We start from the raw sequence: 25,160 nt of genomic DNA, 5'->3' as shown, positions 1-25,160 counted from the left end.
ACAGCGTCCGTGACAGCCCACCCACGTAATCGCTTCGCCGGTCGCCGCCGGCGAGTGCGAGGCGGACGTACAAAGACACGAGGAGAACGCCCACGGCTGAAGCCGTGGGAGTCACCCCGCGATCGCGCCGCCGACGGCGCCGGCGATCGCGCTCTCGATGGCCATCACGAACGCGACGACGACCGCCACGACGACGATGGCGACTCCGGTGACGCCGCCGACGAGTGCGCCGGCGGGCCCGATCGCCAGGCCGCCGATCCCGACTGCGAGCCCCAGTACGACACCGACGATGATCGCGCCGAGGCTGCCGGCGAGGGTGCCGTGCCAGGCGCCGCTCCCGAGACCGCCGCCGGCCATGTAGCCGGCGACGAAGCCCCCGAGGAGGCCGGCGGTGAGCTGACCCAGGACCGGCGCCGCGAGGCCCACGACCGACGCGACAGTCATAACGAGGAAGCCGACGAGTACGGCGGTCCAGTCCGTCATGCTCGATTTGGAGGTCGTCGACTGGTAAAAGGTCGTTGCCACACCGGTGTCCGTGATAGACTAGTAATACCCAGGCTCGTCGGAGCGGGTTTGACGGCAGGAACACGGATCGATTGGTCTACCGGACAACCGCTGTATCGAACGTGCGTCGAACGCCCCACCAGAGCTATCGGCGTGTTCCGCAGGTGGTACGTGCCTTCGAACGAAAGGAGTGGGCATTCGCTATCGACTATCGGCTGAACCACAACTTCCTTGCGTGAGTATCCGGTAGTATTCGATACCATGGGTGACCGCTTTCCTCCCGCGGCCGACGGCCGGACAGATGGTGGTTCCGGTAATCGGTCACTGGATCTCGATACGATTCGAGGGGTGTTAGCGGATCGGCCAGTCCGATTGGCCGTGTTGTTCGGTTCCCAGGCAACCGGAATAACCGATGCCCAGAGTGACGTTGATATCGCCGTCGAACTGATGGAAGAGGCTCACGGTGACGCATCACAGATTCGTATGGAACTTCTCGTCGCCCTCTCGATCGCTCTCGATCGAAACGATATCGATCTCTCGCTGATTAGCGACCTCACGCCCCGAGTCGGGTTGGCTGCCTTCACTGAGGGGCAACTGATAGTTGGATCGACGGAGCGAATGCGCCATCACCGCCACCGATTCGAACGACGAGTGACCGAGCAGGGACAGGACGACCTTCGAGAGCGATTTGATGCCGTCCTCGAGAACGTCGACGCCGCCGTCGGGGAAGGGGCATGAGCGCCCCGCATACCGATACCCGTGTCGAGACGATCATTGAAAAGGCCGAGTACATGGAATCGTGCCTGACGCTCCTCTCGAGAACTCAGCCGATCGGATACGATGCCTACGTTGGCGACGTCCAAACGAGAGACTTTGTCGAGCGCAGGTTCGAAAAACTCACCGGAGCGGCGCTGGACATCGCCCGAATGCTGGTAAAAGATATCGAGGGGAACGCACCGAACTCGAACGCGGCAGCCATGGAATGTCTCTCCGATGTGGGTGTGCTCTCTTCTCCGGTCGCCTCGGAAATGGCGGAGGCCGCGCTATTCCGAAATGTCCTTGCCCACGAGTACGGTGACGTGTTGGATCACGAGACGGTTTACGAGGCATTACAAGACCTGGAACGATACCGGTCGTTCTTGTACGAAATCCGTGATTATCTCGAGAACGTGGATGCCCTCTGAACGGTGTCGAACCGTGGTACGTAAACCGTCTCTCGTTGGTAGTACCGTCGTGTCATCCATCGACACTGGGGTGAACGCACACGGTCTCGATCCTGCTTGGCTGTGGCACCCGCCTCGCCGCCCAACGGACGCGCTTTTATGAGCGCCACCCGTAGCGAGGGATATGATTTTCGAGGACCTTCCGACGACGCCGACGTCGGAAGAGCTGATCGACAAGGCGTTCTCGCGGGCCTCGCGGTCCGGACGGGCCAAGCAGGGCCTGGAGGCCCAGCAGTCGATGCTGCAGACGGCCGGCAACATCGTCTCCGACAACTTGGAAAACGTGGTCACCGCGTGGCCGGACTTCGAGTACGACGTCTCACCGTTCTACATGGAACTCGCCGGGGCCATTCTGGCAGAGGTGACGCTTGGGCCGGAGTCGATGGCCGACGACGAAGACGAGCGAACGGGTGTGGACGGGCTGCGACAGGCACTCTCGCGGGTCTCGTGGGCCGCCAGGCAGACCGAGGAGATCCAGCGCGAGTACCAGTCGAAGCTGCGCAAGACCGACGTCGACACGGCGCGCAAGCACCGAAAGCAGGCGTTCGCCCGCCTGGCCGACGTCGTCGAGCAGGTCGACGTCGATCTCCGGGCGATCAACGACGCGCGAAACGCTCTGCGGGACCTGCCCGAGATCAACCCCGACGAGCCGACGATCGTCGTGGCGGGGTACCCCAACGTCGGCAAGTCCTCGTTCGTCAACAGCGTGACGCGTGCCCGTGGCGAGACGGCGAGTTACCCCTTCACCACCAAGGGTGTCGGACTGGGTCACCTCGAACGCGATCACATCCGGTACCAGCTCGTCGACACGCCCGGCCTCCTCGACCGGCCGCCGGAAGAGCGAAACGAGATCGAATCCCAGGCGGCGAGCGCCATCGAGCATCTCGCCGACTGCGTGCTCGTCTTCCTCGATCCCAGTGGAGGTGCCGGCTACCCGATCGAGGCCCAGCTCGAACTCCGTGACGCTATCGCCGCACAGTTCGAATCGATCGAGGTGCCCGTCATCACCGTCGCGAACAAGGTCGATCGGTTCGACCCCGACGACGAGTCGCTCCCCGACCTCGGGGCCGACTATCTGCTGAGCGTCGAAACCGGCGAGAACGTCGAGACCGTGCTCGAGGCCGCCATCGACGCGATCGACTACGAACCGGAGTTGCCGTTCGAGGGGTGACCGTCTCCGGCCGTCGGGTCGCGGTCGAGTCCGTCCCTTCGGACCACCTGTCCTGACCCAGATCGCTTCCGCACAGACTCTGACACACTTGTTCGGATACTTCGACACACTCCATCCTGTCCAGCCGAAGCCCTCTGCCGACTCCTCCGAACCCCTCTGCCCACTCCTTCGAAGGTATCTGGCCGACCAGCTCGAACGGCCGTCGCCTCGTAGCTGTCGCTGCTCTCACCGCCTTCCACCCAGTGCGTCAGAACGCGCTGCAGCGGCTCTTCGCGGAGTACAAATACACTTGTACTATTGAAAGTGTATTGGACACATTTATGGTCGATCACTCGGTACCCGATAGTGCAGAGAGGACGGACTCTCCGCACTCAGGGGACGAGAGCACCAGCAGTGCCAACTATGCACTGCCGAGCGGCCCCGACAGTCGAATACACCCACCATGACCACACAGACGACCACTGCATCCGAGACGATACGTTCGATCCTCGACCGCGCGCGAACCGGTCACGAGGCCACGCTGCCGGACGACGTTCGTGACGACCTCGTCGCAGCGATCGAGCGAAACCTGTACGACGGCGCATCGCTCGAAGAGATATACCGCTCGACCACGCAGGCACTGACGGCCAGACTCGAACGGGACCCCGCGTTCGGAGGCCTCGCTGCCGACGTGTTCCGACAGCAGTACTACTGGGAGGTCATCGGCGAGCGCCTCACCGGGTTCGAACTCGACGAGGCGTACCGCACGACCTTCGTGGCGAACGTAGAGCGCGCCGTCGAATCGGGCCTGCTCGACGACCGCATGACCGACCGGTTCGATCTCCGGGCGCTGGCCGACTATCTGGCGATCGAGCGCGACGAACACTTCTCGTACATGGCGATGGAGACGCTCTCCCAGCGCTATCTCTTGAAGACGGCCTCGGACGGTGACCACCTTGAACTGCCCCAGGCGTTCTGGATGCGCGTCGCCATGGGGCTTGCCCTCGAAGAGGACGACCCGCAGGCCCGGGCGATGGAATTCTACGACGTCCTCTCGAACCTCGAGTTCACCCCGTCGACGCCCACGCTCTTTCACAGCGGGACTACCCACCCGCAACTGTCCTCGTGCTACCTGACGACCGTCCAGGACGACCTCGAGCACATCTTCGACTCGTACAAGCACCAGGCCCTGCTCTCGAAGTGGTCTGGCGGTCTCGGTACCGACTGGACGAACCTCCGGGCGTCGGGCGCACTCATCGAGACCACCGGCGTGGAGTCCACCGGTATCGTTCCGTTTCTCCGCATCGGAAACGACGTCACCGCCGCCATCAACCGCTCGGGCAAGCGACGCGGCGCGGCCTGTGCGTACCTCGCGTGCTGGCACCTCGACTTCCCTGCATTCCTGGACCTGAAACGAAATACCGGCGACGAGCGTCGGCGAACGCCGGACATGAACACGGCCGCCTGGATCCCCGATCTGTTCGTCGAGCGCGTCGAGAACGGCGAGCCGTGGACGCTGTTCAGCCCCGACGAAACACCAGATTTACACGATCTCTCCGGTGCGGTGTTCGACGAGCGCTACCGCGAGTACGAACGCCAGGCCGAGAACGGCCAGCTCAGACAGTACGAACGCGTCGACGCCGAAGAACTCTGGCGCGACCTGCTCACCCGGTTGTTCGAGACCGGTCACCCCTGGATCACGTTCAAAGACCCGTGTACCCTCCGGTCGCCCCAGGACCACGTGGGGACGATTCACTCCTCGAATCTCTGTACGGAGGTGACGCTGAACACGAGCGCGGACGAGCACGCCGTCTGTAACCTCGGCAGCGTCAACCTCGCCACGCATGTCGCGGACGGCGAACTGGACCGCGAGCACCTGGCAACCACTATCGAAACCGCGATGCGGATGCTCGACAACGTGGTTGATCTGTGTTTCTACCCGACCGACCAGGCGGCACGTGCGAACTCGCGACATCGGCCGGTTGGACTCGGTGTCATGGGCTTTCACGACGCCCTCATGGAACTCGAGGTGCCGATGAACGCCGAAGCGGCCGTCGAGAAAGCCAACCGCTGGCAGGAGTTCGTCTCCTACCATGCGATCTTCAATTCCGCACACCTCGCCGCGGAACGTGACACCTACGAGTCCTACGAGGGCTCGAAGTGGGACCGCGGACTCCTCCCGCAGGACACCGTCGACCGTCTCGAAGCGGAACGAGGGCGGCCGATTCCGACCGATCGCGAGGAAACGCTCGATTGGTCGATCGTGCGCGAGCACGTGGCCGAACACGGGATGCGTAACTCCAACGTGATGGCCGTCGCTCCGACCGCGACCATCTCCACGATCAACGGGACGACGCCTTCCATCCAGCCGATCTACTCGAACCTCTACGTCAAATCGAACATGAGCGGTGACTTCACGGTCGTCAACGAGCACCTCGTCTCCGACCTGAAAGATCGTGACCTGTGGGACGCAGAGATGATCGATCGGATCAAGTACCACGACGGCTCCGTCCAGGAAATCGACGCGATTCCCACTTCCCTCAGAGAACGGTATCGAAACGCGTTCGAGATCGACCCACGCCACCATCTTCGCCTCACTGCCCACCGTCAGACGTGGATCGACCAGTCGGTCTCGCACACCGTCTTCTTCCCGACCACTGACGGGTCGCTGCTCGACGACGTCTACCGGACAGCGTGGGAACTCGGTCTGAAAACGACGTACTACCTCCGGACGCTCGGCGCCTCGCAGATCGAGAAGTCCACACTGGACATGGACGAGTACGGGAAAACCCAGCACCGCAGCGCACCCGGCCCCGACGGGCGGACGGTGGGTGAATCGAACACCGACGACGTGGACGATGAATCGACCGACGGCGACGTGGGCGGCGGACCGACCGACGACGACCCGGACGGTGAATTGGCTGCCGGCGACCCGGACGATGAATCAACCGACGGCGACCCGGACGGCGGACCGACCGACGACGACCCGGACGGTGAATTGGCTGCCGGCGACCCGGACGATGAATCAACCGACGGCGACCCGGACGGCGGACCGACCGACGGCGACCCGGACGGCGGACCGACCGACGGCGACCCGGACGGCGGACCGACCGACGGTGACACCGATCTGTGTACCGTCGAGGATCCGACGTGCGATGCCTGCCAGTGACGAACCGACATCACCGCACCACCCGCCACCAGACGCACCTGTCAACACATGACACTCATCAACACCGACGACCAGCACGATCCGAACAAGATTCTGCCCATCGACTACGACTGGGCCAGGGAGTACTACGTCGCCGGGGTGAACAACAACTGGGTCCCGGAAGAGATCCCGATGCAGGACGACGTTTCCCAGTGGAACGACGACACGCTGTCCGACGCGGAACGCCAACTCGTCGAGTGGAACCTCGGGTTCTTCTCGACGGCCGAGTCGCTCACCGCGAACAACATCGTTCTCGCGCTGTACGAGTACGTCACAGCCCCCGAGTGCCGCCAGTATCTGCTCCGACAGGCCTACGAGGAGGCTATCCACACGGACACGTTCATCTACTGCTGTGACAGTCTCGGGTTCGACCCGGAGTACCTCTACGGGATGTACGACCGTGTCCCGTCCATCGCCGAGAAAGACGCGTTCGTCGTGGACCTGACGCAGTCCATCGACGACGCCGACTTCACGATCGAGACGGCCGACGACGTGCGCGCGTTCCTCCGCGACCTGATCGGCTTCTACGTCATCATGGAAGGGATCTTCTTCTACGCCGGTTTCGCCATGATGCTCGGCCTCAAACGACGGAACAGGATGGTCGGGATCGGCCAGCAGTTCGAGTACATCTTGCGCGACGAGTCACTCCACGTCGGGTTCGGTGTCGACCTCATCGATCAGATTCGCGTCGAGAACCCGGACGTCTGGACCGCCGAGTTCGAAGCGGAGGTCGCCGATCTGATCGCAGAGGCCGTCGACCTGGAGCAGATCTACGCGACCGAGGCGTGCCCCGGCGACGTCCTCGGCATGAGCGCGACACAGTTCGCCGAGTACGTCGAGTACGTCGCGGATCGGCGACTCACGCAACTCGACATGGATACACAGTACGGGACGGAGAACCCGTTCCCGTGGCTGTCCGAGCAAGTCGACCTGAACAAGGAGAAGAACTTCTTCGAGACCCAGGTGACCGAGTACCGAAGCGGCGCCAGTCTCGACTGGTAGCGGCCGAATCGGCTCGTCTCGGTCGTCGAGTTGCCGTCCTCTCACTCGTCGACCGCCGCGGCGAGTCGACGCCGACGGCTTCGTCGCTTTTCGACCGCGTCGTCTCGGAGTTCCGTCTGTGCCCTCGTCTCACACGCGAGTGACGGGACCGGAGCGGGGGTCTCCGCTTCGTCGAGCGCGACGAACGTGAAGAACGACGTCGCCGCGTCCCACTGCTCGCCGTCGTCGGGCCGTTCGGCACGGACGTCGACGGTCACGTCCATGCTGGTGCGACCGGTGTCGAAGACGTAGGCGGAGACCGTGACGACGTCTCCAAGATCGATCGGCGCGATGAAGTCGACGTGGTCCATGGAGGCGGTGACCACTTGTCGATTGCAGAACCGCCGCGCCGCGATAGCGCCGCAGATGTCCATCCAGGAGAGAACGGACCCGCCGAGCGCCCGACCGAGGTTGTTCGTGTCGTTCGGCATCAGGATCTCGCTCATCTCGGTGTGGGAATCCTGAAGCGACGCCGTCTCGTCGGTGGGGTGTCGTACTGGCACGCGTCGATGTCGGTCTGGCACGCCAATAATTCCTTCTAAATTGTATTAGTGAAAGTAAAGTTGCCTTCGGCGAGGGAGCTGTCGATCGGGCACGGTATCGATAGCGGTAGCCAGCTACAGTCTCGGCGCTGCCGATCGAACGGCCCGTCGTCACCGCCGATCGTACGCCCCGTCGTCATCGATCGCCGGTCGTGTCATCACTGTGGCCGATGGTCGTCGCCACCCTTTTACCGTTCACACCCGTCACTAGTGGCGGTATGGACGAACTACGGACCGGACTGTCCTACGGCGACGTGCTGGTGGTGCCGCAGCGATCCGGCGTGGACAGTCGCTCTGAGGTCGACCTCTCGACGCGCCTGACCGACGATCTCGAACTCGCGGCGCCGCTCCTCTCGGCGCCGATGGACACCGTCACCGAGGCCGAGACGGCGATCGCGATGGACGAGGCCGGCGGCATGGGGACGATCCACCGCTTCCTGACGATCGAGGAGCAGGCCGCCGAGGTGCGCGAGGCAGTCGAAGCCGAGGCCACCGTGGGTGCCGCGGTCGGTATCGCCGGCGACCCGATCGACCGCGCGGAGGCGGTCGTCGACGCCGGCGCGGACTGCGTGATGGTCGACGTTGCCCACGGCCACCTGGAGCGCTGTCTCGACGCGGTGGCCGCTATCCGAGACGCATTCCCCGCCCTCGACCTGATCGCCGGTAACGTCGCGACGCCCGCTGGCGTCGCCGATCTGGCCGAGGCCGGTGCCGACTGCGTCAAGGTCGGTATCGGCCCCGGCTCGCACTGCACGACGCGTCGCGTCGCCGGCGCGGGCGTTCCCCAACTCACCGCCGTCGACGATTGCGCCGAGGCGGCCGAGGAGTACGGGGTGCGGACCATCGCGGATGGGGGCATCCGCTGCTCTGGCGACGCCGTGAAGGCGCTGCTCGCGGGGTCCGACGCCGTCATGATGGGGAGCCTCTTCGCCGGCACCGCCGAAGCGCCGCCGGAGACGGTCGAGATCGACGGCACCCGGTACAAGCGCTCGCGTGGCATGGCGACCACCGCGGCGAACGAGGCCCGCTCGGATTCGGACGCCCTCCCCGACGCCGACGAGGGCGTCGAGGGACTCACGGAGTACAGGGGCCCGCTGGTCGACGTGGCCGCCGAATTCGCCGCCGGCATCCGCTCGGGGCTGAGTTACGCCGGCGGCCACACTATCGCTGACGCGCGCGAGTCCGCCGAGTTCATCCGCGTCGCTCAGAGTGCCCGGGACCGAGAGGGTGCCCACGGGGACCACGACTGGGAAAGTATCGTCGTGGAGTGAATCGGGGGATCGGCACGTCGCAGCGCGGATCGAGCCGCTATCCGACCGCCGTCTCGAACCTCTCAGGTCCGTTCGAAGGTATATCTCGCTTCTGCGCCGTCTATCCGCACGAGTACCCGGTGTGATCCAGGACCCGGATCGCCAGGGATCGTCACCCGGAGCGTCGTCCCGGATCGCCATCGGTCGGTCGAGCTCACCGTCGCGTTCGCGTCGTCCGCGTAGGTCCCGTTCAGCAGAACCTCGAGCGACCCCGGTTGGAGCGTCGCGTCGCCGACGTTCTTGACGTAGACCACCACGCCGCCGTCTCCGCCTGCGGCCGCCGGGTCGTAGGGGTCGACCTGCGGGTCGTTGACGATCGTCACGTCCGTCTCCAGCGCGGCCACCCGTCGGTCGCTCTGGTCGTCGATCGAATCCGCGACGGTCCCCGACTGCGAGACCATCGTCCCGACAGCGAGGGCCGTCGCCGAGACGATCGCGATGAACAACAGTAACTGGACGATCGACTCGCGCATGGATCCCTCGTGCCCCATCGGTCACCGGGGGACGGGCAAAGACCTGCCGGCCCTCGACGGTGCGCGGCGATGCCGTCTCGAGAGGCCGGCGGACGGTGGGTCCCCCTCCTGAGCGGTCAGGTCGCACCCGTTCGAGCACGCGATCCGATCGGCGCCGCGCCGGAACCCGTCTCGACGGCTGTTATAGCCGGCGAACCGACCGGCACGAGAAGCGGTGTGTCGGGGGCTGGAGCGATGGTCGGATCGAGGACGGGAGCGGCGGGCAGCTCGACGGCGGCAGTGGCGGGCGTATCGAGGGCGGGAGCGGCGGGCAGCTCGACGGCGGCAGTGGCGGGCGTATCGAGGGCGGGAGCGACGGGTGGACCGGCGGCACGGGTGGTTTCGTTCGTCGTCTCGTTCGTCGCTGGCGGATTCGCCTCGGCGACGACGATGTACCTGACCTGCACGGAGACGTCACCGGTAGTCTGATCGGCGACGCCTTCTCGGATCGTCGCGGCCAGATTCGGATCCGTCTCTCCGGTCGGTGCGCCGACGGTCACGATCACGCGCGAGGGCTCGCGAACGGGGAGGCTCTCGTCGAGTTCGACGCTGAGATCCAGCAACTGGTAGGCGTCCTCCTCGGCGAGGACGGTTTCGACTTCCTCCCTGGCGTCCGCCTCGAACGTCGAGACCTGGTAGGACGCGTACGTGATACCGCCGAGGAAGAGGGCGAAGACGCCGACGATGACGACCAGGCCGACGATTCGACGCCGAACGCGCGTCTCCGTCGGGCCGAGGTTCCACAGTCCCTCCGGGCGGTACCCGGCGTACCAGAGCGTCACGAGTCCAGCGAGGTTGACCGACAGGACGTTGACGAACACGAGCGTGGCCGCGCCGACGGCCGCCGACGGCTCGCCCCAGGCGATCGCGATGCCGGCGGCCGCGGCCGGTGGGATGAGCGCCGCCGCGATCATGACGCCGACGAGGGCGGTCGCCAGCCCGGTCGAGATGCTGACCACGCCCGCGATGCCCGCGCCGAGCGCGATCGCCAGCGCGAGGAGGTCCGGAGCCAGTCGCTCGTTGATCTCCCCGACGGAGGTGAGTTCGAGCCCCGGCGGGACGATATTCGTCGCCCTGACGACGAACGCGAAGACCGCGGCGGCCGCGATCGCAACGCCGATACCGACAGCCTGGTACCGGAGACTCTCACGGAAGAGCGACTCGTCGTTCAGGACCGAGCCGACGCTGACGCCGAGGGCGGGACCGATCAGGGGTGCGATGACCATCGAGCCGACGACGACGGCGGGCGAGTCGAGGAAGAGCCCGGCCGTGGCGACCACGGCGCTGATGATGGTCATCGAGACGTAGATGGACCGCGTCGGTGTCAGCGACTTGGCTTCGCTCAATAGCTCCTGACGGGCGATACGCTCTTCGTCCACGTCGTCGCTCTCGTAGGACTCCTGGAGACGTTCGAACCGTCGAGAGACGACCGTTTCTGCCTCGACGACGACGGTGTAGGCGTCCTCCGGGACGCCCTGCTCGCCGAGTTCGTCGAGCACCGGCTCGACCGCCGGCTTCGGGAGCGGGAAGTAGACGACGGCGGTGTAGCGCCGACTGCTCGTCTCCTCGGTCACGACGTAGTCGATCTCGCGGTCGTCTAAGACCGAGAGGATCGCCTCACGGGACCCCGTCGGCACGGTCAGCTGGACGAGTCGCACGGATGTGCCGACAGACGCAGGCGCTCCCTATAAGTTCCGGTCCCGCCCCGATCGGTGATCACGGGCGAGTCGATGCCGGCGACGACGCACTCCGGCGACGCGGACCCGTCGGTCCCGGTCGCGCCACTTATGCCCGGGCCACGCCACACTCCGTACATGTTCGAGGGTCGTCCGGATCGCGACGCGGAAGTCGTCCTCGTCGGTCGGTCGAACGTCGGGAAGTCGACGCTCATGCGCGAACTCACCGGTCACGCCGTCGAGACGGGTGGGAAACCGGGCGTGACGCGCCAGCCCAATCACTACGACTGGGTCGCCGAGGACTTCGTCCTCACGGACCTCCCCGGCTTCGGCTTCATGAGCGGCGTCGACGAGGCGGTGCGCGAACAGATCAAGACCGACGTCGTCCGCTACGTCGAGGACCACGCCGACGAGCTCCTCGTCGCCGTCCTCGTCGTCGACGGCAAGAGCGTGATCGACATCATCGATCGCCACTCCGGACCGGACTCGATTCCCTACGACGTCGAACTGTTTCACTTCCTGCGGGAGCTGGACGTGCCGACCGTCGTCGCCGTCAACAAGATGGACAAGGTCGACGACCGCGACGAGCGCCTCGACGACCTCTGTGATCGATTCGGACTCCCCACTCCGTGGCAGCAGTGGCAGGACACCGTCGCCCCCATAACGGCCAAGCAGGGTCGGATCGAACCGCTGACTGACGCCGTTCGGACGCACCTCCACGACCAGAAGCGAGACGATCTCTTCAAATTCTTCTAGGCGACGGTCCACGCAGTACGATCGCAACTCGAGAGACGAAGAACGGCCACACGTCCCCTCGTGTCCGACGTCCGGAGGGTGGCACTCCAGTGCTGCCGCAACGCGTAGCTATACGGGACTGCGGGCGAGACCAGTCTCGAATCGATGAACGGCAACGATCGATCGATCCTCGGGCTCACCGGCCTGGGTCACGGACTGGTCCACGCCCACGAGCTGTCGATCCCGATCCTGCTCGGGCTGTGGATGGTAGAGTTCGGCGTCGGCTCGGCGATCATGGGCGCGATCGTCGCCGCCGGGTACGCCTGTTACGGGATCGGTGCCGTTCCGGCGGGCGTCCTCACCGACGCGTTCGGCTCGACCGCCCTGCTCGTCGCCTGCCTCCTCGGAATGGGCGGCTCGTTCCTCCTGCTCGCGCTGGCGCCGGGACCGATCGTCCTCGGCGTCGCGCTCGTCTGCTGGGGCTCGGCGGCCAGCATCTACCACCCGGCGGGCCTGCGCCTCATCAGTACAGGTGTCACCGAGCGGGGAACCGGCTTCGCCTACCACGGCATCGCCGGCAACCTGGGCATCGCCGTCGGACCCCTCCTCACCGCGATGGCGCTGCTCGTCCTGGAGTGGCGGGCCGTGGTCGGACTGCTCGCGATCCCGGCGCTGCTGGCGGCTGGCTACGCGGCACTCGTCTCAGTCGACGAGACGGCGGCGGTGTCCGATCGAGCGCCCGAGCCGGATCGAACGTCCGTGTCGGATAGTGCGTCCGAGTCGGAGCGAGTGCCCGAATCGAGTGACGAGGCGACCGGCGCGGACGACGGTGCGTTCGGCGGGGCCGATACGGACGGCGGTGACCCCAGTGGCTCCGGAACCGGCTCCGGTGGGACCGAGCGCCCCTCGATCGCCGACGTCCTCACGGACACCCGCGTCCTCTTCGCGGGCGGCTTCCTCCTCGTGTTCCCCATCGTCGTCCTCGAGGGATTCTTCTACAGGGGGGTCCTCACGTTCCTCCCGGACGTGCTGGCCGACGAGGCGGCCCTCGGTTCGCTGTCGCTGGGTAGTCGCGCGCTCGACCCGGCGGAGTTCGTCTACACTGGGTTGCTCTTCGTGGGTATGGCCGGACAGTACGTCGGCGGCCGCCTGACCGACCGAATGTCACCGGAACGGCCCCTCGTGGGCGCGTTCGCGGCCCTGGTCGTCCTGAGCGTGGCGTTCGTCCCGGCGCTGCAGGCCGGCCTCGCCCCGCTGGTCGCCGTTAGCTTTCTCCTCGGCTTCGTCCTCTTCGGTGAACAGCCCCTGTTGCAGGCGGTCGTCGCCGACTACTCGGGGTCGGACGTTCGCGGCCTCTCGTACGGGTACATGTTCCTCGGCGTCTTCGGCGTGGGGTCGCTCGGCGCGGCCGTGAGCGGCGCGGTCCTCGCCTACGGGACGCACCAGGTGCTGTTTCTCGTCCTGGCTCTGGTTCCGTTGCTCGCCGCGGCGGGGACGACCGTCCTGGTCGGGCGGAGGAGACAGCCCGTCGAGTGACGAACCGAGCGACCGGGCGAACCGCGGATCCACGGCACCGGGGCCGTTCTATCGGCCGCCGCTGGTGCCCTCGGGTCGGAACGCTCGTCGTCGAGCGCCTCGCCACGTCGACCCGGCGGTTACACCACTGTTACTTACTTTCGTGACTGTCCGGGAATACATATACACCTCTCGACCGTATCTGGTATCGGTATGATCGAATCAGAATCGCGTCCGTTCACCCTCGCAGCGGATCGCAGACGAACCGCGCCGAACCCACACCGAACGACCGTGTCCGCCGTCAGAACGGGGGTGAGCGCCTGATGTTCGCATCCGCACCGATGGAGGCCGCGTTCCTGCTCGCTCGTGTCCTCTTCGGCGGGACGCTCGCGTTCATGGGACTGAACCACTTCATGGACGTCGAGGGGATGGCCGGCTACGCCGAGTACAAGGGCCTTCCCGCACCGACCCTCTCGGTTCTCGGGAGCGGCGCCGTCCTCGTCCTCGGCGGGCTCTCGCTGATCGCCGGCGTCTTCCCGGCGGTCGGTGCCGCCGCCATCGCCGTCTTCCTGCTCGTCTCCGCGGCGACGATGCACGACTTCTGGCGCATGGAGGGCGAGGAGGCCCAGAACGAGATGACCGCGTTCCTGAAGAACGTCTACGGCGCCGGCGCGGCGCTGGCGTTCCTCGCCGTCGCCTCCGCGACCTGGCCCTACGCGCTGAACGTCGGGCTGTAACGGAGCATCGTCGATCGACCGACGAGGCAGGTATCCACTACGATGCGGATCGAGGCAGTATCCACGATACCGTCGAACCGCGACAACCGTCCCCACTACACCGTCGGACCGAGGTAATCACTCCACTACGCCGTCGGATCGTGGCAGACGGTTCACTACGCCGTCGGATCGTGGCAGACGGCAGCGTCGATCCGCTCGTCCGCCGCGTTTCGAACTCTGACGTCCGCTACCACGTTGGAGACCGTTGTTCACGCCGACTCGACGAGTTTGGGGAGCGTCTGAAGCGAGTCGACCTCGTAGTCCGGTTCGACCGAGAGTGACAGGTCCCGGTTGTGCTCGCGCCGCACGAAGATCGAATCGAGGCCGGCGCGCTCGGCGGCCACGACGTCGCTCTCGCTGTCCCCGACGTACAGCGCCGTCTCCGCGTCGAGGGCCCCGAGCGCCGTCTCGACGTAGTGGGGATTCGGCTTCTTCCGTGTGAGGCTCTCGACCGTCATCGGCCGGCCGTAGTGACACGCGAACAGTTCCGCCAGTTCGAATCGATCGAGGACGAACTCGATCGTGGTGTGGTGGTTGTTACTCACGACTCCCCGCGGAGGCGACAGCGTCTCGATCGCCGCGACGTCGTCGTAGACGTCGCGGTCGCCCGCGCGAAACGCCGCGAACTGCGAGTCCTCGTCGTGTCGTTCGCGGGCCCGCCAGAAGGTCGTCGGGTCGAGGTCGTAGCGCTCACAGCACGCGTCGAGTTCGGCGCGGGTGACGCCGTGGACGATCGACTCGACGTCGGCCGGCTTCGGGTCGTCGACGCCGACCGCGGCGAAAGCGTCGCGGGCGGCCTCGGTCTTGGTCTCGATGCCTGGCGGCTCGACGAGCACGCCGTCCGAATCGAACAGCACCGCGTCGTAGGGGGACACGGGTGGAGATTACGGTCACGTGAGGTGATGGTTTCGGATCTGGTTTGGACTGGATTCGGCGCCGTACGTGCGCTTTCTCGAATCGCGGTCGCTCTCGGCCTCGCACTCAGGCGCCGGATCTGGATCGATCTCTAAATCCGCGTCCGCTTGTGGCATCATCGAAATCGCCACGCCGGTTCGCGTGTCGTCACTGCGTTCCTCCCGCTCGCGCTTCCGGCGGCCCTCACTCCGTTCGTGCTGCCAGTCGGCTGGCGAACGTGCGCGAGTTCGTGCGCCAGAAGCCGCTGCCCCTCCGGACTCTCCGGATCGTACTCGCCAGCGTTGAACGCGATGTGGTTGCCGACCGTGAACGCTCTCGCGTTGATGTCCTCACAGGCGTTCGCTGCTTTCGGCCCGGATTACATTTGGACGCCTCGGTACCGGTTACAACCCGTCGACAGACATGAGCGTGGTCAGCTCTTCCGGATTTCCGTAGACCCGCCGGGGATGCTGTCACGGAAGTACGTGGGGTCGGTTCGGTACTGCTGTGAACAGTGTGCCGCCGCGACGAATCTGTCCGAGTTTTCGGCAGAGATGAACCGGCACGCCTGACGGGGCGAACGGACCTCCGCGGCGCGGGCGTGTCCCTCCCGGCTTCGTCCGTTACATCGCTGTCTGGGAATACGGGCGCTGGGGAGTGCGACGCGCCGTCTACTCGGGACCGGAGCGACGAGGGGTGGCTGACCGCGACAGCGAGTGCTCCGAACCCGTCTGTCATCGGAGCGTTGCGACGAGTCCGCCGATCGACGAGCGACGACGTGATTCGGCCCTGCCAGTAGTCGATATCGTCGGCGTCGATCGATTGGACGCTCCAGGGAGCGACGTTACTCTGTTTCGGGGTCCCACCGACGAGCCAGGCGTCGGATTCGATCTCGATCACGTCGTCCAGCCACGATCGCGTCGTGAGGGCCAACACGACGTACTGGTCGCCGTGAAACGGCTTCCCCGAGTGATTGGAGATGACGAGCCACGGTCTTGCCGCCTCCGATCGTTTGTACGGATCGACCCCGTATACGACGTCACCAGGGTTCGTATAATACCGCGTTATCGGTCACGGTCCGCCTCTTCGAGACTCGGGTGCGGTTCGTCGGGCGCGTGCGCTCGCCACTCGGTCCGGTCTTCGGGCCCGAGCTGCTCGTTGAACAGCGCGGTCGCTCGCTCGTACCCGTCGGACCGGGCGAGGCGGTCCTCGTCGCTCGTGATCGCCCAGTAGGTTCCCTTGTGCTCGACGAGGTTGCGTCGCTTCAGACGCGTGAGAGCGGTGCTCACCGATCCAACGTCGAGTTCCGCTCGCGCCGCAATCTCGCTCGCCTTGAACGCTCTGTCCTCGTTCGCCGCGAGAAAGCCGAGCACCTGCTCGGTGGTCGAGACGTCGGTCAGTTCCCCCGCTTCGGACCGCTCGAACGTCTCTCGGTCGATGGACATTGTATACCGTTCCTTTCGTGGGAGGCGTAATAGGCGTTCGGTCTGTGAACGTCGTTACAATCGGGAGTCGTGTGCGAGCCGTTCGGGACTCGTTCGACACGGTCGGATTCGATCTAGCGATCACTCTCCGGCCGCGTAGACGGGGAGTTGTAGGACGAGTCGACGAAACCGTCGTAATCGAGGCGCGCGGTGGGTTTGCCGCTACGGGTGGCCTGCCCACGGCCGGCTGATGTACCCGTTCGTCGAGACGAAGAGCCCGTGTCGGCCCTCGTCCACCGTTCTCGGATCGAACCCACGAGTGATGGACCCCCTCGAAACGCGACGGGTGTCGCCACCATCGCGCCGTTCGATACCGACGCTGGTACAACATTCATTGGGGAAAATTCAGACGACTCCGGTAACTATATTATTCATCACGTCAACCATCCGCACGGAAGCCACGGACTCCGCTATGGGGGCTCCGAGAAATGCCCCGGGTGCTACAGACACCCGAGACGTGGCTTCCAAATTCCCTGAAGGGGGATTTGGTCACCATGTTCCGCAACACACCGCCACGACAAAAAGGTCTCGCCCACTCTCGGTGTAGAGAGTCGAAACGCTGTGCGTCGTTCGGTTTCGATTCCCGGGATTGGGGGCCGAGTGCCACCGGGTGGTCAGCAGCATTCCCCCGAGGTGCGCTCGGATGAGATCCGTCGATCGAGCGACCGCCACGAGCAGCGCAAGCGGCGAGGGGCCTTGCACGCGCGAGTGCTACCGGTGTGATCGCGACGTGGATCCAGACGTCCTCTTCCGGATTTCCGTCGAGCCGCCGGGAATGCTGTCGAAGCGGTACGGGGACGCCGTTCGGTACTGCTGTGAACACTGCGCTGCCGCGATGAATCTCTCCGAGTTTTCGGAGCAGGTCAAGCGCCACGCGCGACGGGGTGGGCGGCCGCCTGCGGAGTGAGGGCGGACGCTCGAACCTAGATCGCCGGCGTTCACTCGGCGGATTCCACCCGCTCCAGCACCTCGACCACCGTGTCGGCGTCGTCGGGGAACGTCCCGTAGACGACGCTGTCGCAGTGCGGGGCGACCATCCGTGTCACGTCGACGAGTCGGTCGGCGGGTGACCCTGCGACCGAGAGCTGCATCGACACGTCGGCCTCGAGGCCGCCGAGTTCGGCCCCGAAGCCGCGCGCCAGCGTCCGGACCCAGTAGGGCGTGCCGTAGTCGCCACAGAGCGGGACGTGGAACCCGTCGACGTGCGGTTCGAGCGCGGCCGGGTCGAGCCCGGTGCGGTCGCGACTCGCGCCCGGGTACGGGTCGGGAAACAGCGTCACGGACAGGTCACCGTCGACGCGGGTCGCGGCGTCGGCGACGACGTCGGTGACGACATTCGCTCGCCAGCCCGCCCACGTGGAGAACCCGCTCGCCGCGAATCGCTCCTCGCACCGGTCGCAGTGACAGAACGCCTCGTCCGGGAAGCCGACCGTCGAGAGCCGAACGTCCCCACTCGCGCCGACGGTCTCGATTCGGTCGAGCAGGGCCGCTCGATACCCGTCGTCGGTGGGGCAGACCGTCCCCCAGTGGTGGCCCTCGGTGTCGGGCGTCGCCCGGGTTCCGTCCTCCGCGACGGCGGCCCGGTCGGGGTCGGACGCGGTCACCGCCGTGTCGCCCCAGCAGGCGACGACGGACGTCGTGTCCGCGATCGGCTCCGTCCGCGTCCCGTCGACGCGATCGACGAAGTACGAGACGACTGCCGTCGGCGCGTCGCGAGCCAGTCCCTCGTCGCCGGTCAGGAGCGCCAGGTCGGTATCGGTCGGGAACGTCCCGTCGTCGCCGGTCGGGAGCGCCTCGTCGTCCCCGGCCGGGAGTGCCGGATCGTCACCGATCGGATCGGCGTGCATGTGCGACGGTGCGAGCCCCGGCGACGTAACTGTGGGTGTCTTCGGTCCCGCTGCTGCGGCCGAACGGTGGGTTCGCACCTCGACGACGGTCCGCAAAAACTGACCGAAATCCGGCTCAGACGCCGCCTTCGGCGTCGAGCGCCCGCTCCAGTCCCTCCTCGATGCGCGGCGGGTTCGGCAGGTAGTAGTCCTCCATGGCGAGCATCGGGATCGGGACGTCGAATCCGGTGATCCGCTGGACCGGCGCTTCGAGGGACATGAGCGCCCGGTCGTTGATCGTGGCGATCAGTTCTGAGGCGAAGCCGCCGGTCTTGGCGGCCTCCTGGACGATGGCCGCTCGCCCGGTCTTCTTCACCGACTCGATCACCGTCTCGCGGTCGAACGGCGAGATGGTCCGCAGGTCCACCACCTCGATGGAGGCGTCGCGGCGTTCCTCGACGGCCTCGACCGCCTCCACGGTGTCGTTCATCGTGGATCCCCAGGCGATGACGGTGAGGTCCTCGCCCGACTGGCGGATCGCCGCCTCGCCCAGCGGGACGGTCGCGTCGCCCTCCGGGACCTCCTCGCGATGGGTGCGGTAGATGCGCTTTGGCTCCAGGAAGAGCACGGGGTCCGGATCGGCGATGGCCGACAGCAGCATCCCCTTCGCGTCGGCGGGCGTACTCGGGATGGCCACCTTCAGCCCCGGAATGTGGCCGTAGACGGCCTCCAGGCTCTCGGAGTGGTGTTCGAGTGCCCGGACGCCGCCACCGTAGGGTGCCCGGACGACCATCGGCGCCGAGTGCTCGCCCCTGGTGCGCCAGCGGATGCGGCTGGCCATCGCGACGAGCTGGTTGAACGTCGGCGGGAGGAAGCCGGAGAACTGGATCTCGGCGACGGGTCGGAAGCCGGCCATCGCGAGACCGACCGCCGAGCCGACGATGCCGATCTCGGTGATCGGCGTGTCCAGGACGCGCTCGCCGCCGAACTCGTCCTTCAGTCCCTCGGTCGCGCGGAAGACGCCGCCGCTCTCGGCGACGTCCTCGCCGAAGACGACCGTCCGGTCGTCCGCCTCCATCGCGACGTGCAGCGCGTCGTTGACCGCTTCTACGAGTGTTGCATTCACGTTAGATCACCGTTTGGGCCGCTCTTCGATGTAGTCCATGGCGTCCGGACGCTCCTCCAGGAACGCCTCGAACTCGGCGAGCTGGTCTTCGAGTTCCGCCGGGAGGTCGTCGTAGAGGTGGCGGAACATCTCCTCGACGCCGCCGGGGTCGTAGGCGTCCGCGGCCGCTTTGGCCTCGTCGAACCAGTCGTCGATCTCCGCTCGCATCGCCTCTTCGTCGATCTCGTCCCAGAGTCCCTCGCTCTCGAGGAACGATCGGTACCGCGACAGCGGCTCCCTGCGTTCCCACCACTCGACCTCGTCGTCGGTTCGGTACCGGGAGGGGTCGTCGTTCGTCGTGTGGGCGTCGAGCCGGTAGGTGACGGCCTCGACGATGGTCGGGTTGCCGTCGACGACGTGCTCGCGGGCCTGGCGGACGGCGTCGTAGACCGCCAGGGGGTCGTTCCCGTCGACGCGGATCCCGTCCATCCCCCACGCGAGGGCCTTCTGGCTCACCGACGCGGCGCCGGTCTGGGCCTCGAAGGGTGCCGAAATCGAGTAGCCGTTGTTCTGACAGTAAAAGAGTGCGGGCGCGTCGACGACGCTCGCGAAGTTGGCGCCGGCCTGGTACTCGCCGGTACTCGGGTGGCCGTCGCCGTGGTAGAGCGCGCTGATGGCGTCTTCGCCGGCGAGGCGCTGTCCCCAGGCGTGGCCCACGCCGACCGGAATGTGCGTCCCGATGGCGATCGCGGGCGGGAAGACGCCGTGGTCTTTCTGCATGTTGGCGTCCTCCACGCCGCGCCAGTAGAGCATGAGATCCCGCAGCGGCATCCCCTGGACGAGCAGGGCCGCCGCCTCTCGCCCGTAGGGGAACAGCCAGTCCTGCTCTTCCAGTGCGTAGGAGGCGGCGACGATGCTCGCCTCCTGTCCGCGGCCGGACGCGTACGTGCCCATCTCGCCGCGGCGCTGGAGCTTGACCATCCGCTGGTCGACGATCTGCTGGACGAGCATCCACCGAAAGAGCTCGATCAGGTCCTCGTCGGAGAGGTCCGGCACCGTGTCGGGATCGTAGTTTCCGTCGGGGTCTAGCAGCTGGTACCTCGTCAGCATGTCCGTCGATTCGGCGACCGTACACTCCGCGATGGCGTGACTCGTCTCGCCGGCGGGGGCCGGTTCGCCGATCGGTTTACTCACGGCACTCACCCATGATGGTCAGAATAAAGTGAGTAGCCCCTCTTGAGGGTTCGGGTAGCGGCGGTTATATTTGTGAAGGATTCCACATTGTCTCCCGCAATTTACTGACGTATGCTGCATTCGATACGGATGGTGTAGAGAAAGAATTACGCGATTCTGTCACAACGTGTATGGGTTGCCGTACAGCACTAACCTGGTGGTTCGTCGCCGCTCGAATCAGATCTGCACGTTCGGTGGGACCGGACACGTCGGAGTTCGGTCGCTGGGATTGCCGGACGAGTCATCCGGGGGGACTAGCCGCTGGAGGGGTACACTATTTACCGCAATGAAAACGTATACGGGTGCCTGGGGGGGATGCCCTGTTGAACCTCGTACTGGCGCACCCGGCGGGCGATTCCTTCCCCGGCTGGAGTTGGCTACAATAATATTGGTATTCTAAAGTACCATATTCTATTATTCACCCATTTTGCGATTTATCGCCCAACATCTGCCAATATGGTTGAAAGATGTCTGTAGAAGTTGGGAAGTATACAATATGTTTATCCCACATCCGTCACAGAGTTCGTGAGTACATGACAATGGGAGGCTCTCACACTGGTGATGGTGGCGGACCGGTACCGTTGACGCGTCGAAACGCGCTGAAAGTGTTCGGTGGCGCCGGAGCGACGGCGGCGCTCGCGGGGTGTCTTGGCGGTGGGGACGACGGAGGGAGCGGCTCGACGGTGACCATGGCTCCCGCGGCCGGACCGACCACGCTGGACCCGCACAACCACGCGGAGACGACGACCAGTACCTACCTGATTCACTTCTACGACGGACTCGTCGAACGGAACACCGAGATGGAGCTCGTCCCGCGACTCGCCGAGGACTGGGAGCAGGTGGACGACACCACCTGGCGATTCTCCCTGCGGGACGACGTCACCTTCTCGAACGGCGAGGACTTCACCGCGGAGACCGCCAAATACAATCTCGACCGCGTCTCGGGGAACCTGGAAGGGGCCGAGACGGTCACCGTCGAGGGTGATTACGCGTCCATCGACAGTGTCGAGGTGGTCGACGACTACACCGTCCAGGTCAACCTCGCGGCACCGGACCCGATCTTCCTCGAGATGCAGGCGGCGCTCCGAATCGTACCGAAGGAGTATACCGAAGAGAACGGATTCGACGCCCTCTCGGACGACCCGGTCGGCACGGGGCCGTACGAACTCGATTCGTGGACCCGCCAGCAGGAGATGGTCATGACTGCGCGGTCAGACTACTTCGACGGCGAACCGGCGGTCGGTGAACTGGTGTGGCAGCCGATGCCGGAGAGTTCGTCGCGGATCTCCGCACTGACGACCGGCAGTGTCGACCTCATCCGGAGTGCGAACCCGCGAAACGAAGAACAGATCGAGAACAGCGGCGACCTCTCGGTCGAACGAGTCCCGAGCGCTCGCGGTGCAGCGCTGTGGCTCAACATGTGGCAGGAGATCCCCGGCGGTGACGAACCAGTCTTCCACAACAACCGGGAGGCGAGACTCGCAGTACAGTACGCCACAGACATTCCGAGCATCATCGAGAACATCCTGGTCGGAAACGGGTTCGAGATCCACGGCTGGGCCTACAACGATCAGTATCTCGGGTACAACGACAGTCTGGATCCGTACCCCCACGACCCGGACCGTGCCGAGGAACTCCTCGCGGAGGCCGGCTATTCCGATGGCTTCTCGACGACGCTTCTGGTCCCTCGCGGACGGTACTTCAAGGGAGTCGACACCGCGGAGGCGCTCGCGACCCAGCTCGGGGACGTCGGTATCGACGTCAGCCTCGATACGCCCGAGTTCGGGACCTTCGCGACGCAGACCCAGGAGGGCGAGATCCCCGGCATGATGCTCGCCGCGTGGGGCAATCCGACGTTCAACCCGCTCGACCCGTACGGCAACCTGGTCCATCCGGACGGCATGTTCTCGCTGCTTCCGAAACAGAACCAGCCGTCGTGGGTCGGGGAACTCACCTCGATGATCGAGACCGCCCAGCAGACCGCCGACAGGGAGGAACTCGCGAGTCAAAACCAGGACATCGAGGCGTTGATCCACGAGCAGGGGGTCTTCCGATTCCTCTTCCAGTATCGAGACGTCTACGGCGTGAACGATCGCCTCGAGTGGGATCCGCGATCGGACGAACTCGTCGACATGTACCCGGCAAGCCTGGCAGAGTGACGTGCCGAACCGCAATCGACTCCCCGGGGCGGACCGGGTCAGCTGCGTTGGATCCCGTCGGACTAGCGTCGCCTCCGGTGTGACCCTCCGGGTTCCCACCGCCCCTCCGGTGACGGGTGCGCCGGCGGGATCACCTGCCGATGGCGCTCCGAACGCACCGAGTGGACCCGCTCGATGGCGTCGTGCGCAACGCCGTCCCCCGGCCGGGGGTCGCGTTCGATCGACCGTCGACGCGCCTATCGGCCGTCGATGTCCGACCGCCGGCGCGTCCATCGGCCGTCGATGTCCGACCGCCGGCGCGTCCATCGGCCGGCGATGTCCGACCGTCGACGCGTCCAACGGCCGGCGACGCACCACCCGCCCGGAAACGTGTGACTTCCACCACCCCATGAACTGGTGTTCCACCCAATGAACTGGTTTCGATATCTGCTACGGAGACTCGGTCAGTACGTCGTCGTCCTCTTCGGTGTGTCGTTGATAATCTTCGTCATTTCCCGGCTCTCGGGGGACCCCGTCGCCCTCATGGTCGGGATGGACGCACCAGAGGAACTACGAGAAAGTATCAGGAGTGATCTCGGCCTCGACGAGCCCCTGATCGTTCAGTACGCGCTGTTCATGCGGGACGCGATCGTGTTGAACTTCGGGGAGTCGATCTCGATGGCACCCGGCGAACCGGCCGGTCAACTCGTTCTCAGCCGGGTCGTTCCGACGATCCAGTTGACGGCAGTGGCCGTCTTCTTCGCCTTCGGGATCGGCGTTCCGGTCGGCGTCATCTCTGCAATCAGGCAGGGAGAGTACGCCGACATCGGCGGCATGACGTTCGCGCTGCTCGGCCAGTCGGTTCCGAGCTTCTGGGTCGGCCTCATGCTGATCCTGTTCGTCGCGGTCCCGATCGACTTCTTCCCGCTTGCGGGGGCGGGGTCGATCCGTCACTTGCTCCTCCCGGGACTGACGTTGAGCTTCTTCATGATGGCGTCGATCGCCCGTCTCACCCGGTCGAACCTGGCGGACGTCCTGGACGAGGAGTTCGTCAAAACGGCGCGCTCGAAGGGCATTTCGGACCTGCGGGTGTACGGATCGCACGCCCTCCGAAATGCGTTCATTCCGGTCTTGACCTACGCTGGCGTCCAGATCGCGTACCTGTTCGGCGGCGCGGTCATCACCGAACAGATATTCGCGTACCCCGGGATGGGCCGACTCGCCATACAGGCGATCTACTCCCGGGACTTCCCGGTCATCCAGGCGGTCGTCTTCTTCGCCGCAATCATGGTAATCATCGTCAACTTCACGATCGATCTGTTGTATCTGAAGCTGGATCCCCGAATCTCGTACGGGGGTGATCGCTGATGGCGACGGAAGCGGCCGGCGAAACGGACCACGACGGTTCGGGCTCGGTTGCGTCGGGAGTGGTATCGAGCGTCGGCCGGATTCGGGAGAGCAAGATGGCGATGATCGGACTGGTGGTCACGGTGACGATGCTCCTGCTGGCGATCGTAGCGCCGTACATCGCGCCCCATCCGCCGACCGCGGGCTCGTGGCCGGCCGAACTCGACGACAGCTTCCTCCCGCCGTTCTGGGAGAGCGGCGGGTCCATGGACTATCCCCTCGGAACCGACCAGCAGGGCCGCGGCGTCCTCTCTCGTATCCTGTTCGGGCTCCGTCTCGCGTACCTGCAGGGCGTCGCACCGGTGCTGCTGGCGGCGTCGATCGGCGTCACGCTCGGACTCGTGTCCGGGTACTTCGGGGGCTGGATCGACGAGGCGGTGAGCCGCGTCATCGACACCGTGATGGCCATTCCGCTCACCCTCTTTGCGATCTCCGTGCTGGCGGTGATCGGGACGAGCCTCGTGAACCTCATCCTCGTCATCGGCGTGACCCAGTGGGTTCCGTACGCTCGAACCATTCGAGGCCAGACGCTCTCGATCAAGAACGAGGAGTTCGTCGAGGCTCAGCGCGCCTCCGGCGCGAGCCACGCCAGGATCATTCGAGAGGCGATTCTGCCGAACACGATGTCGTCGATCCTCGTGATCGCGACGCTGAACATCGCACAGGTGATCGTCATCGCGGCCGGGTTGACGTTCCTGGGACTCGGCGTTTCCCCGCCGAGGGCCGACCTGGGGCTCATGCTCGCCGGCGGACGTGATTACCTGACGACTGCCTGGTGGTACGGCGTGTTCCCGGGGTTGGCGCTCATGATCGTCGTACTGGGCATCAACCTGCTTGGGGACGGTATCCGGGATATTCTCGACCCAAAATACTCCGAGTGA

21 protein-coding genes and 3 pseudogenes are annotated in these 25,160 nt (G+C 65.5%); 13 read left to right on the top strand and 11 right to left on the bottom strand.

Annotated features, from left to right (window positions below; translation table 11 throughout):
• Positions 1 to 111: 111 nt before the first annotated feature.
• Entirely contained in the window at positions 112 to 483 is a 372-nt protein-coding gene (locus NO366_RS02105) for a DUF5518 domain-containing protein (RefSeq protein WP_256532662.1), read from the bottom strand.
• Between the two features lie 282 nt (positions 484 to 765).
• On the opposite strand from NO366_RS02105, the gene mntA reads away from it, so the two are divergent.
• From mntA to NO366_RS02080, 5 genes are all read left to right on the top strand, one after another.
• Positions 766 to 1,242 carry a type VII toxin-antitoxin system MntA family adenylyltransferase antitoxin gene (mntA, locus tag NO366_RS02100; RefSeq protein ID WP_256532661.1) on the top strand — a complete coding sequence of 159 codons (477 nt, stop codon included), beginning with the start codon at positions 766 to 768 and terminating at the stop codon, positions 1,240 to 1,242.
• Positions 1,239 to 1,688: a type VII toxin-antitoxin system HepT family RNase toxin gene (gene hepT, locus NO366_RS02095; protein WP_256532660.1), complete on the top strand. Its 450-nt coding sequence runs from the start codon at positions 1,239 to 1,241 to the stop codon at positions 1,686 to 1,688. Before mntA ends, hepT begins: the two co-directional genes overlap by 4 nt.
• Positions 1,689 to 1,851: 163 nt before the next feature.
• A complete protein-coding gene (locus NO366_RS02090) occupies positions 1,852 to 2,898 on the top strand; it encodes an NOG1 family protein (protein WP_256532659.1) in 1,047 nt (348 codons plus the stop codon).
• A 442-nt stretch (positions 2,899 to 3,340) separates the two neighbouring features.
• On the top strand, positions 3,341 to 6,046 hold the full coding sequence (locus tag NO366_RS02085) for a ribonucleoside-diphosphate reductase subunit alpha (protein ID WP_256532658.1): 2,706 nt from the start codon (positions 3,341 to 3,343) through the stop codon (positions 6,044 to 6,046).
• A gap of 9 nt (positions 6,047 to 6,055) precedes the next feature.
• Complete coding sequence (locus NO366_RS02080) at positions 6,056 to 7,087, top strand: ribonucleotide-diphosphate reductase subunit beta (RefSeq protein WP_256534057.1); 1,032 nt, start codon at positions 6,056 to 6,058, stop codon at positions 7,085 to 7,087.
• Between the two features lie 41 nt (positions 7,088 to 7,128).
• On the opposite strand, the gene NO366_RS02075 is transcribed toward NO366_RS02080, so the two are convergent.
• On the bottom strand, positions 7,129 to 7,572 hold the full coding sequence (locus NO366_RS02075) for an acyl-CoA thioesterase (RefSeq protein WP_382274356.1): 444 nt from the start codon (positions 7,570 to 7,572) through the stop codon (positions 7,129 to 7,131).
• Between the two features lie 314 nt (positions 7,573 to 7,886).
• On the opposite strand from NO366_RS02075, the gene NO366_RS02070 reads away from it, so the two are divergent.
• The gene (locus NO366_RS02070; protein ID WP_256532656.1) at positions 7,887 to 8,939 is read left to right on the top strand and encodes a guanosine monophosphate reductase; all 1,053 of its coding nucleotides are present in this window, start codon (positions 7,887 to 7,889) and stop codon (positions 8,937 to 8,939) included.
• A gap of 62 nt (positions 8,940 to 9,001) precedes the next feature.
• On the opposite strand, the gene arlG is transcribed toward NO366_RS02070, so the two are convergent.
• Both arlG and NO366_RS02060 read right to left on the bottom strand, forming a co-directional pair.
• Positions 9,002 to 9,469 (bottom strand): archaellum stator protein ArlG, encoded by a 468-nt coding sequence (gene arlG, locus NO366_RS02065; RefSeq protein ID WP_256532655.1) that lies wholly within the window; start codon positions 9,467 to 9,469, stop codon positions 9,002 to 9,004.
• Between the two features lie 398 nt (positions 9,470 to 9,867).
• Positions 9,868 to 11,148: pseudogene (locus NO366_RS02060) on the bottom strand (TIGR00341 family protein); the annotation flags it as partial.
• Between the two features lie 156 nt (positions 11,149 to 11,304).
• Between NO366_RS02060 and engB the strand changes: the two are divergent.
• The 3 genes from engB (at position 11,305) to NO366_RS02045 (ending at position 14,153) form a co-directional block, all read left to right on the top strand.
• A complete protein-coding gene (engB, locus tag NO366_RS02055; protein ID WP_256532654.1) occupies positions 11,305 to 11,922 on the top strand; it encodes a GTP-binding protein EngB in 618 nt (205 codons plus the stop codon).
• Between the two features lie 144 nt (positions 11,923 to 12,066).
• A complete protein-coding gene (locus tag NO366_RS02050; protein WP_256532653.1) occupies positions 12,067 to 13,437 on the top strand; it encodes an MFS transporter in 1,371 nt (456 codons plus the stop codon).
• 302 nt (positions 13,438 to 13,739) lie between these two features.
• Positions 13,740 to 14,153, top strand: a complete 414-nt coding sequence (locus tag NO366_RS02045) for a DoxX family protein (protein ID WP_256532652.1) — start codon at positions 13,740 to 13,742, stop codon at positions 14,151 to 14,153.
• A gap of 248 nt (positions 14,154 to 14,401) precedes the next feature.
• Here the strand turns inward: NO366_RS02045 and NO366_RS02040 are convergent, their stop codons facing one another.
• The 4 genes and pseudogenes from NO366_RS02040 to NO366_RS02030 form a co-directional block, all read right to left on the bottom strand.
• Positions 14,402 to 15,067 (bottom strand): HAD family hydrolase, encoded by a 666-nt coding sequence (locus NO366_RS02040; RefSeq protein WP_256532651.1) that lies wholly within the window; start codon positions 15,065 to 15,067, stop codon positions 14,402 to 14,404.
• Between the two features lie 93 nt (positions 15,068 to 15,160).
• Positions 15,161 to 15,465 (bottom strand): annotated as a pseudogene (locus NO366_RS02035) (eCIS core domain-containing protein); the annotation flags it as partial.
• A gap of 383 nt (positions 15,466 to 15,848) precedes the next feature.
• Positions 15,849 to 16,154, bottom strand: a pseudogene (locus NO366_RS18575) (type II toxin-antitoxin system PemK/MazF family toxin); the annotation flags it as partial.
• A complete protein-coding gene (locus tag NO366_RS02030; protein WP_256532650.1) occupies positions 16,151 to 16,531 on the bottom strand; it encodes a MarR family transcriptional regulator in 381 nt (126 codons plus the stop codon). The gene NO366_RS02030 and the pseudogene NO366_RS18575, both read right to left, overlap by 4 nt.
• Before the next feature lie 682 nt (positions 16,532 to 17,213).
• On the opposite strand from NO366_RS02030, the gene NO366_RS02025 reads away from it, so the two are divergent.
• Positions 17,214 to 17,477: a hypothetical protein gene (locus NO366_RS02025; RefSeq protein ID WP_256532649.1), complete on the top strand. Its 264-nt coding sequence runs from the start codon at positions 17,214 to 17,216 to the stop codon at positions 17,475 to 17,477.
• Between the two features lie 31 nt (positions 17,478 to 17,508).
• Here NO366_RS02025 and NO366_RS02020 read toward each other — a convergent pair whose 3' ends face one another.
• The 3 genes from NO366_RS02020 to NO366_RS02010 all read right to left on the bottom strand — a co-directional run bounded on the left by NO366_RS02020 (position 17,509) and on the right by NO366_RS02010 (position 20,695).
• Entirely contained in the window at positions 17,509 to 18,417 is a 909-nt protein-coding gene (locus NO366_RS02020; RefSeq protein ID WP_256532648.1) for a hypothetical protein, read from the bottom strand.
• Positions 18,418 to 18,532: 115 nt separating this feature from the next.
• On the bottom strand, positions 18,533 to 19,522 hold the full coding sequence (locus NO366_RS02015; RefSeq protein ID WP_256532647.1) for an alpha-ketoacid dehydrogenase subunit beta: 990 nt from the start codon (positions 19,520 to 19,522) through the stop codon (positions 18,533 to 18,535).
• A 6-nt stretch (positions 19,523 to 19,528) separates the two neighbouring features.
• Complete coding sequence (locus tag NO366_RS02010) at positions 19,529 to 20,695, bottom strand: thiamine pyrophosphate-dependent enzyme (RefSeq protein ID WP_256532646.1); 1,167 nt, start codon at positions 20,693 to 20,695, stop codon at positions 19,529 to 19,531.
• Between the two features lie 572 nt (positions 20,696 to 21,267).
• Between NO366_RS02010 and NO366_RS02005 the strand changes: the two genes are divergently transcribed.
• From NO366_RS02005 to NO366_RS01995, 3 genes are all read left to right on the top strand, one after another.
• Positions 21,268 to 22,893, top strand: a complete 1,626-nt coding sequence (locus NO366_RS02005) for an ABC transporter substrate-binding protein (protein ID WP_256532645.1) — start codon at positions 21,268 to 21,270, stop codon at positions 22,891 to 22,893.
• Positions 22,894 to 23,301: 408 nt separating this feature from the next.
• Complete coding sequence (locus NO366_RS02000) at positions 23,302 to 24,240, top strand: ABC transporter permease (RefSeq protein WP_256532644.1); 939 nt, start codon at positions 23,302 to 23,304, stop codon at positions 24,238 to 24,240.
• The gene (locus NO366_RS01995; RefSeq protein ID WP_256532643.1) at positions 24,240 to 25,160 is read left to right on the top strand and encodes an ABC transporter permease; all 921 of its coding nucleotides are present in this window, start codon (positions 24,240 to 24,242) and stop codon (positions 25,158 to 25,160) included. The genes NO366_RS02000 and NO366_RS01995 overlap by 1 nt, the downstream gene beginning before the upstream one ends.

Source organism: Halovivax cerinus (assembly GCF_024498195.1).
Classification (GTDB): Archaea; Halobacteriota; Halobacteria; order Halobacteriales; family Natrialbaceae; genus Halovivax; species Halovivax cerinus.
This window is presented reverse-complemented; position numbering and strand designations above follow the sequence as displayed.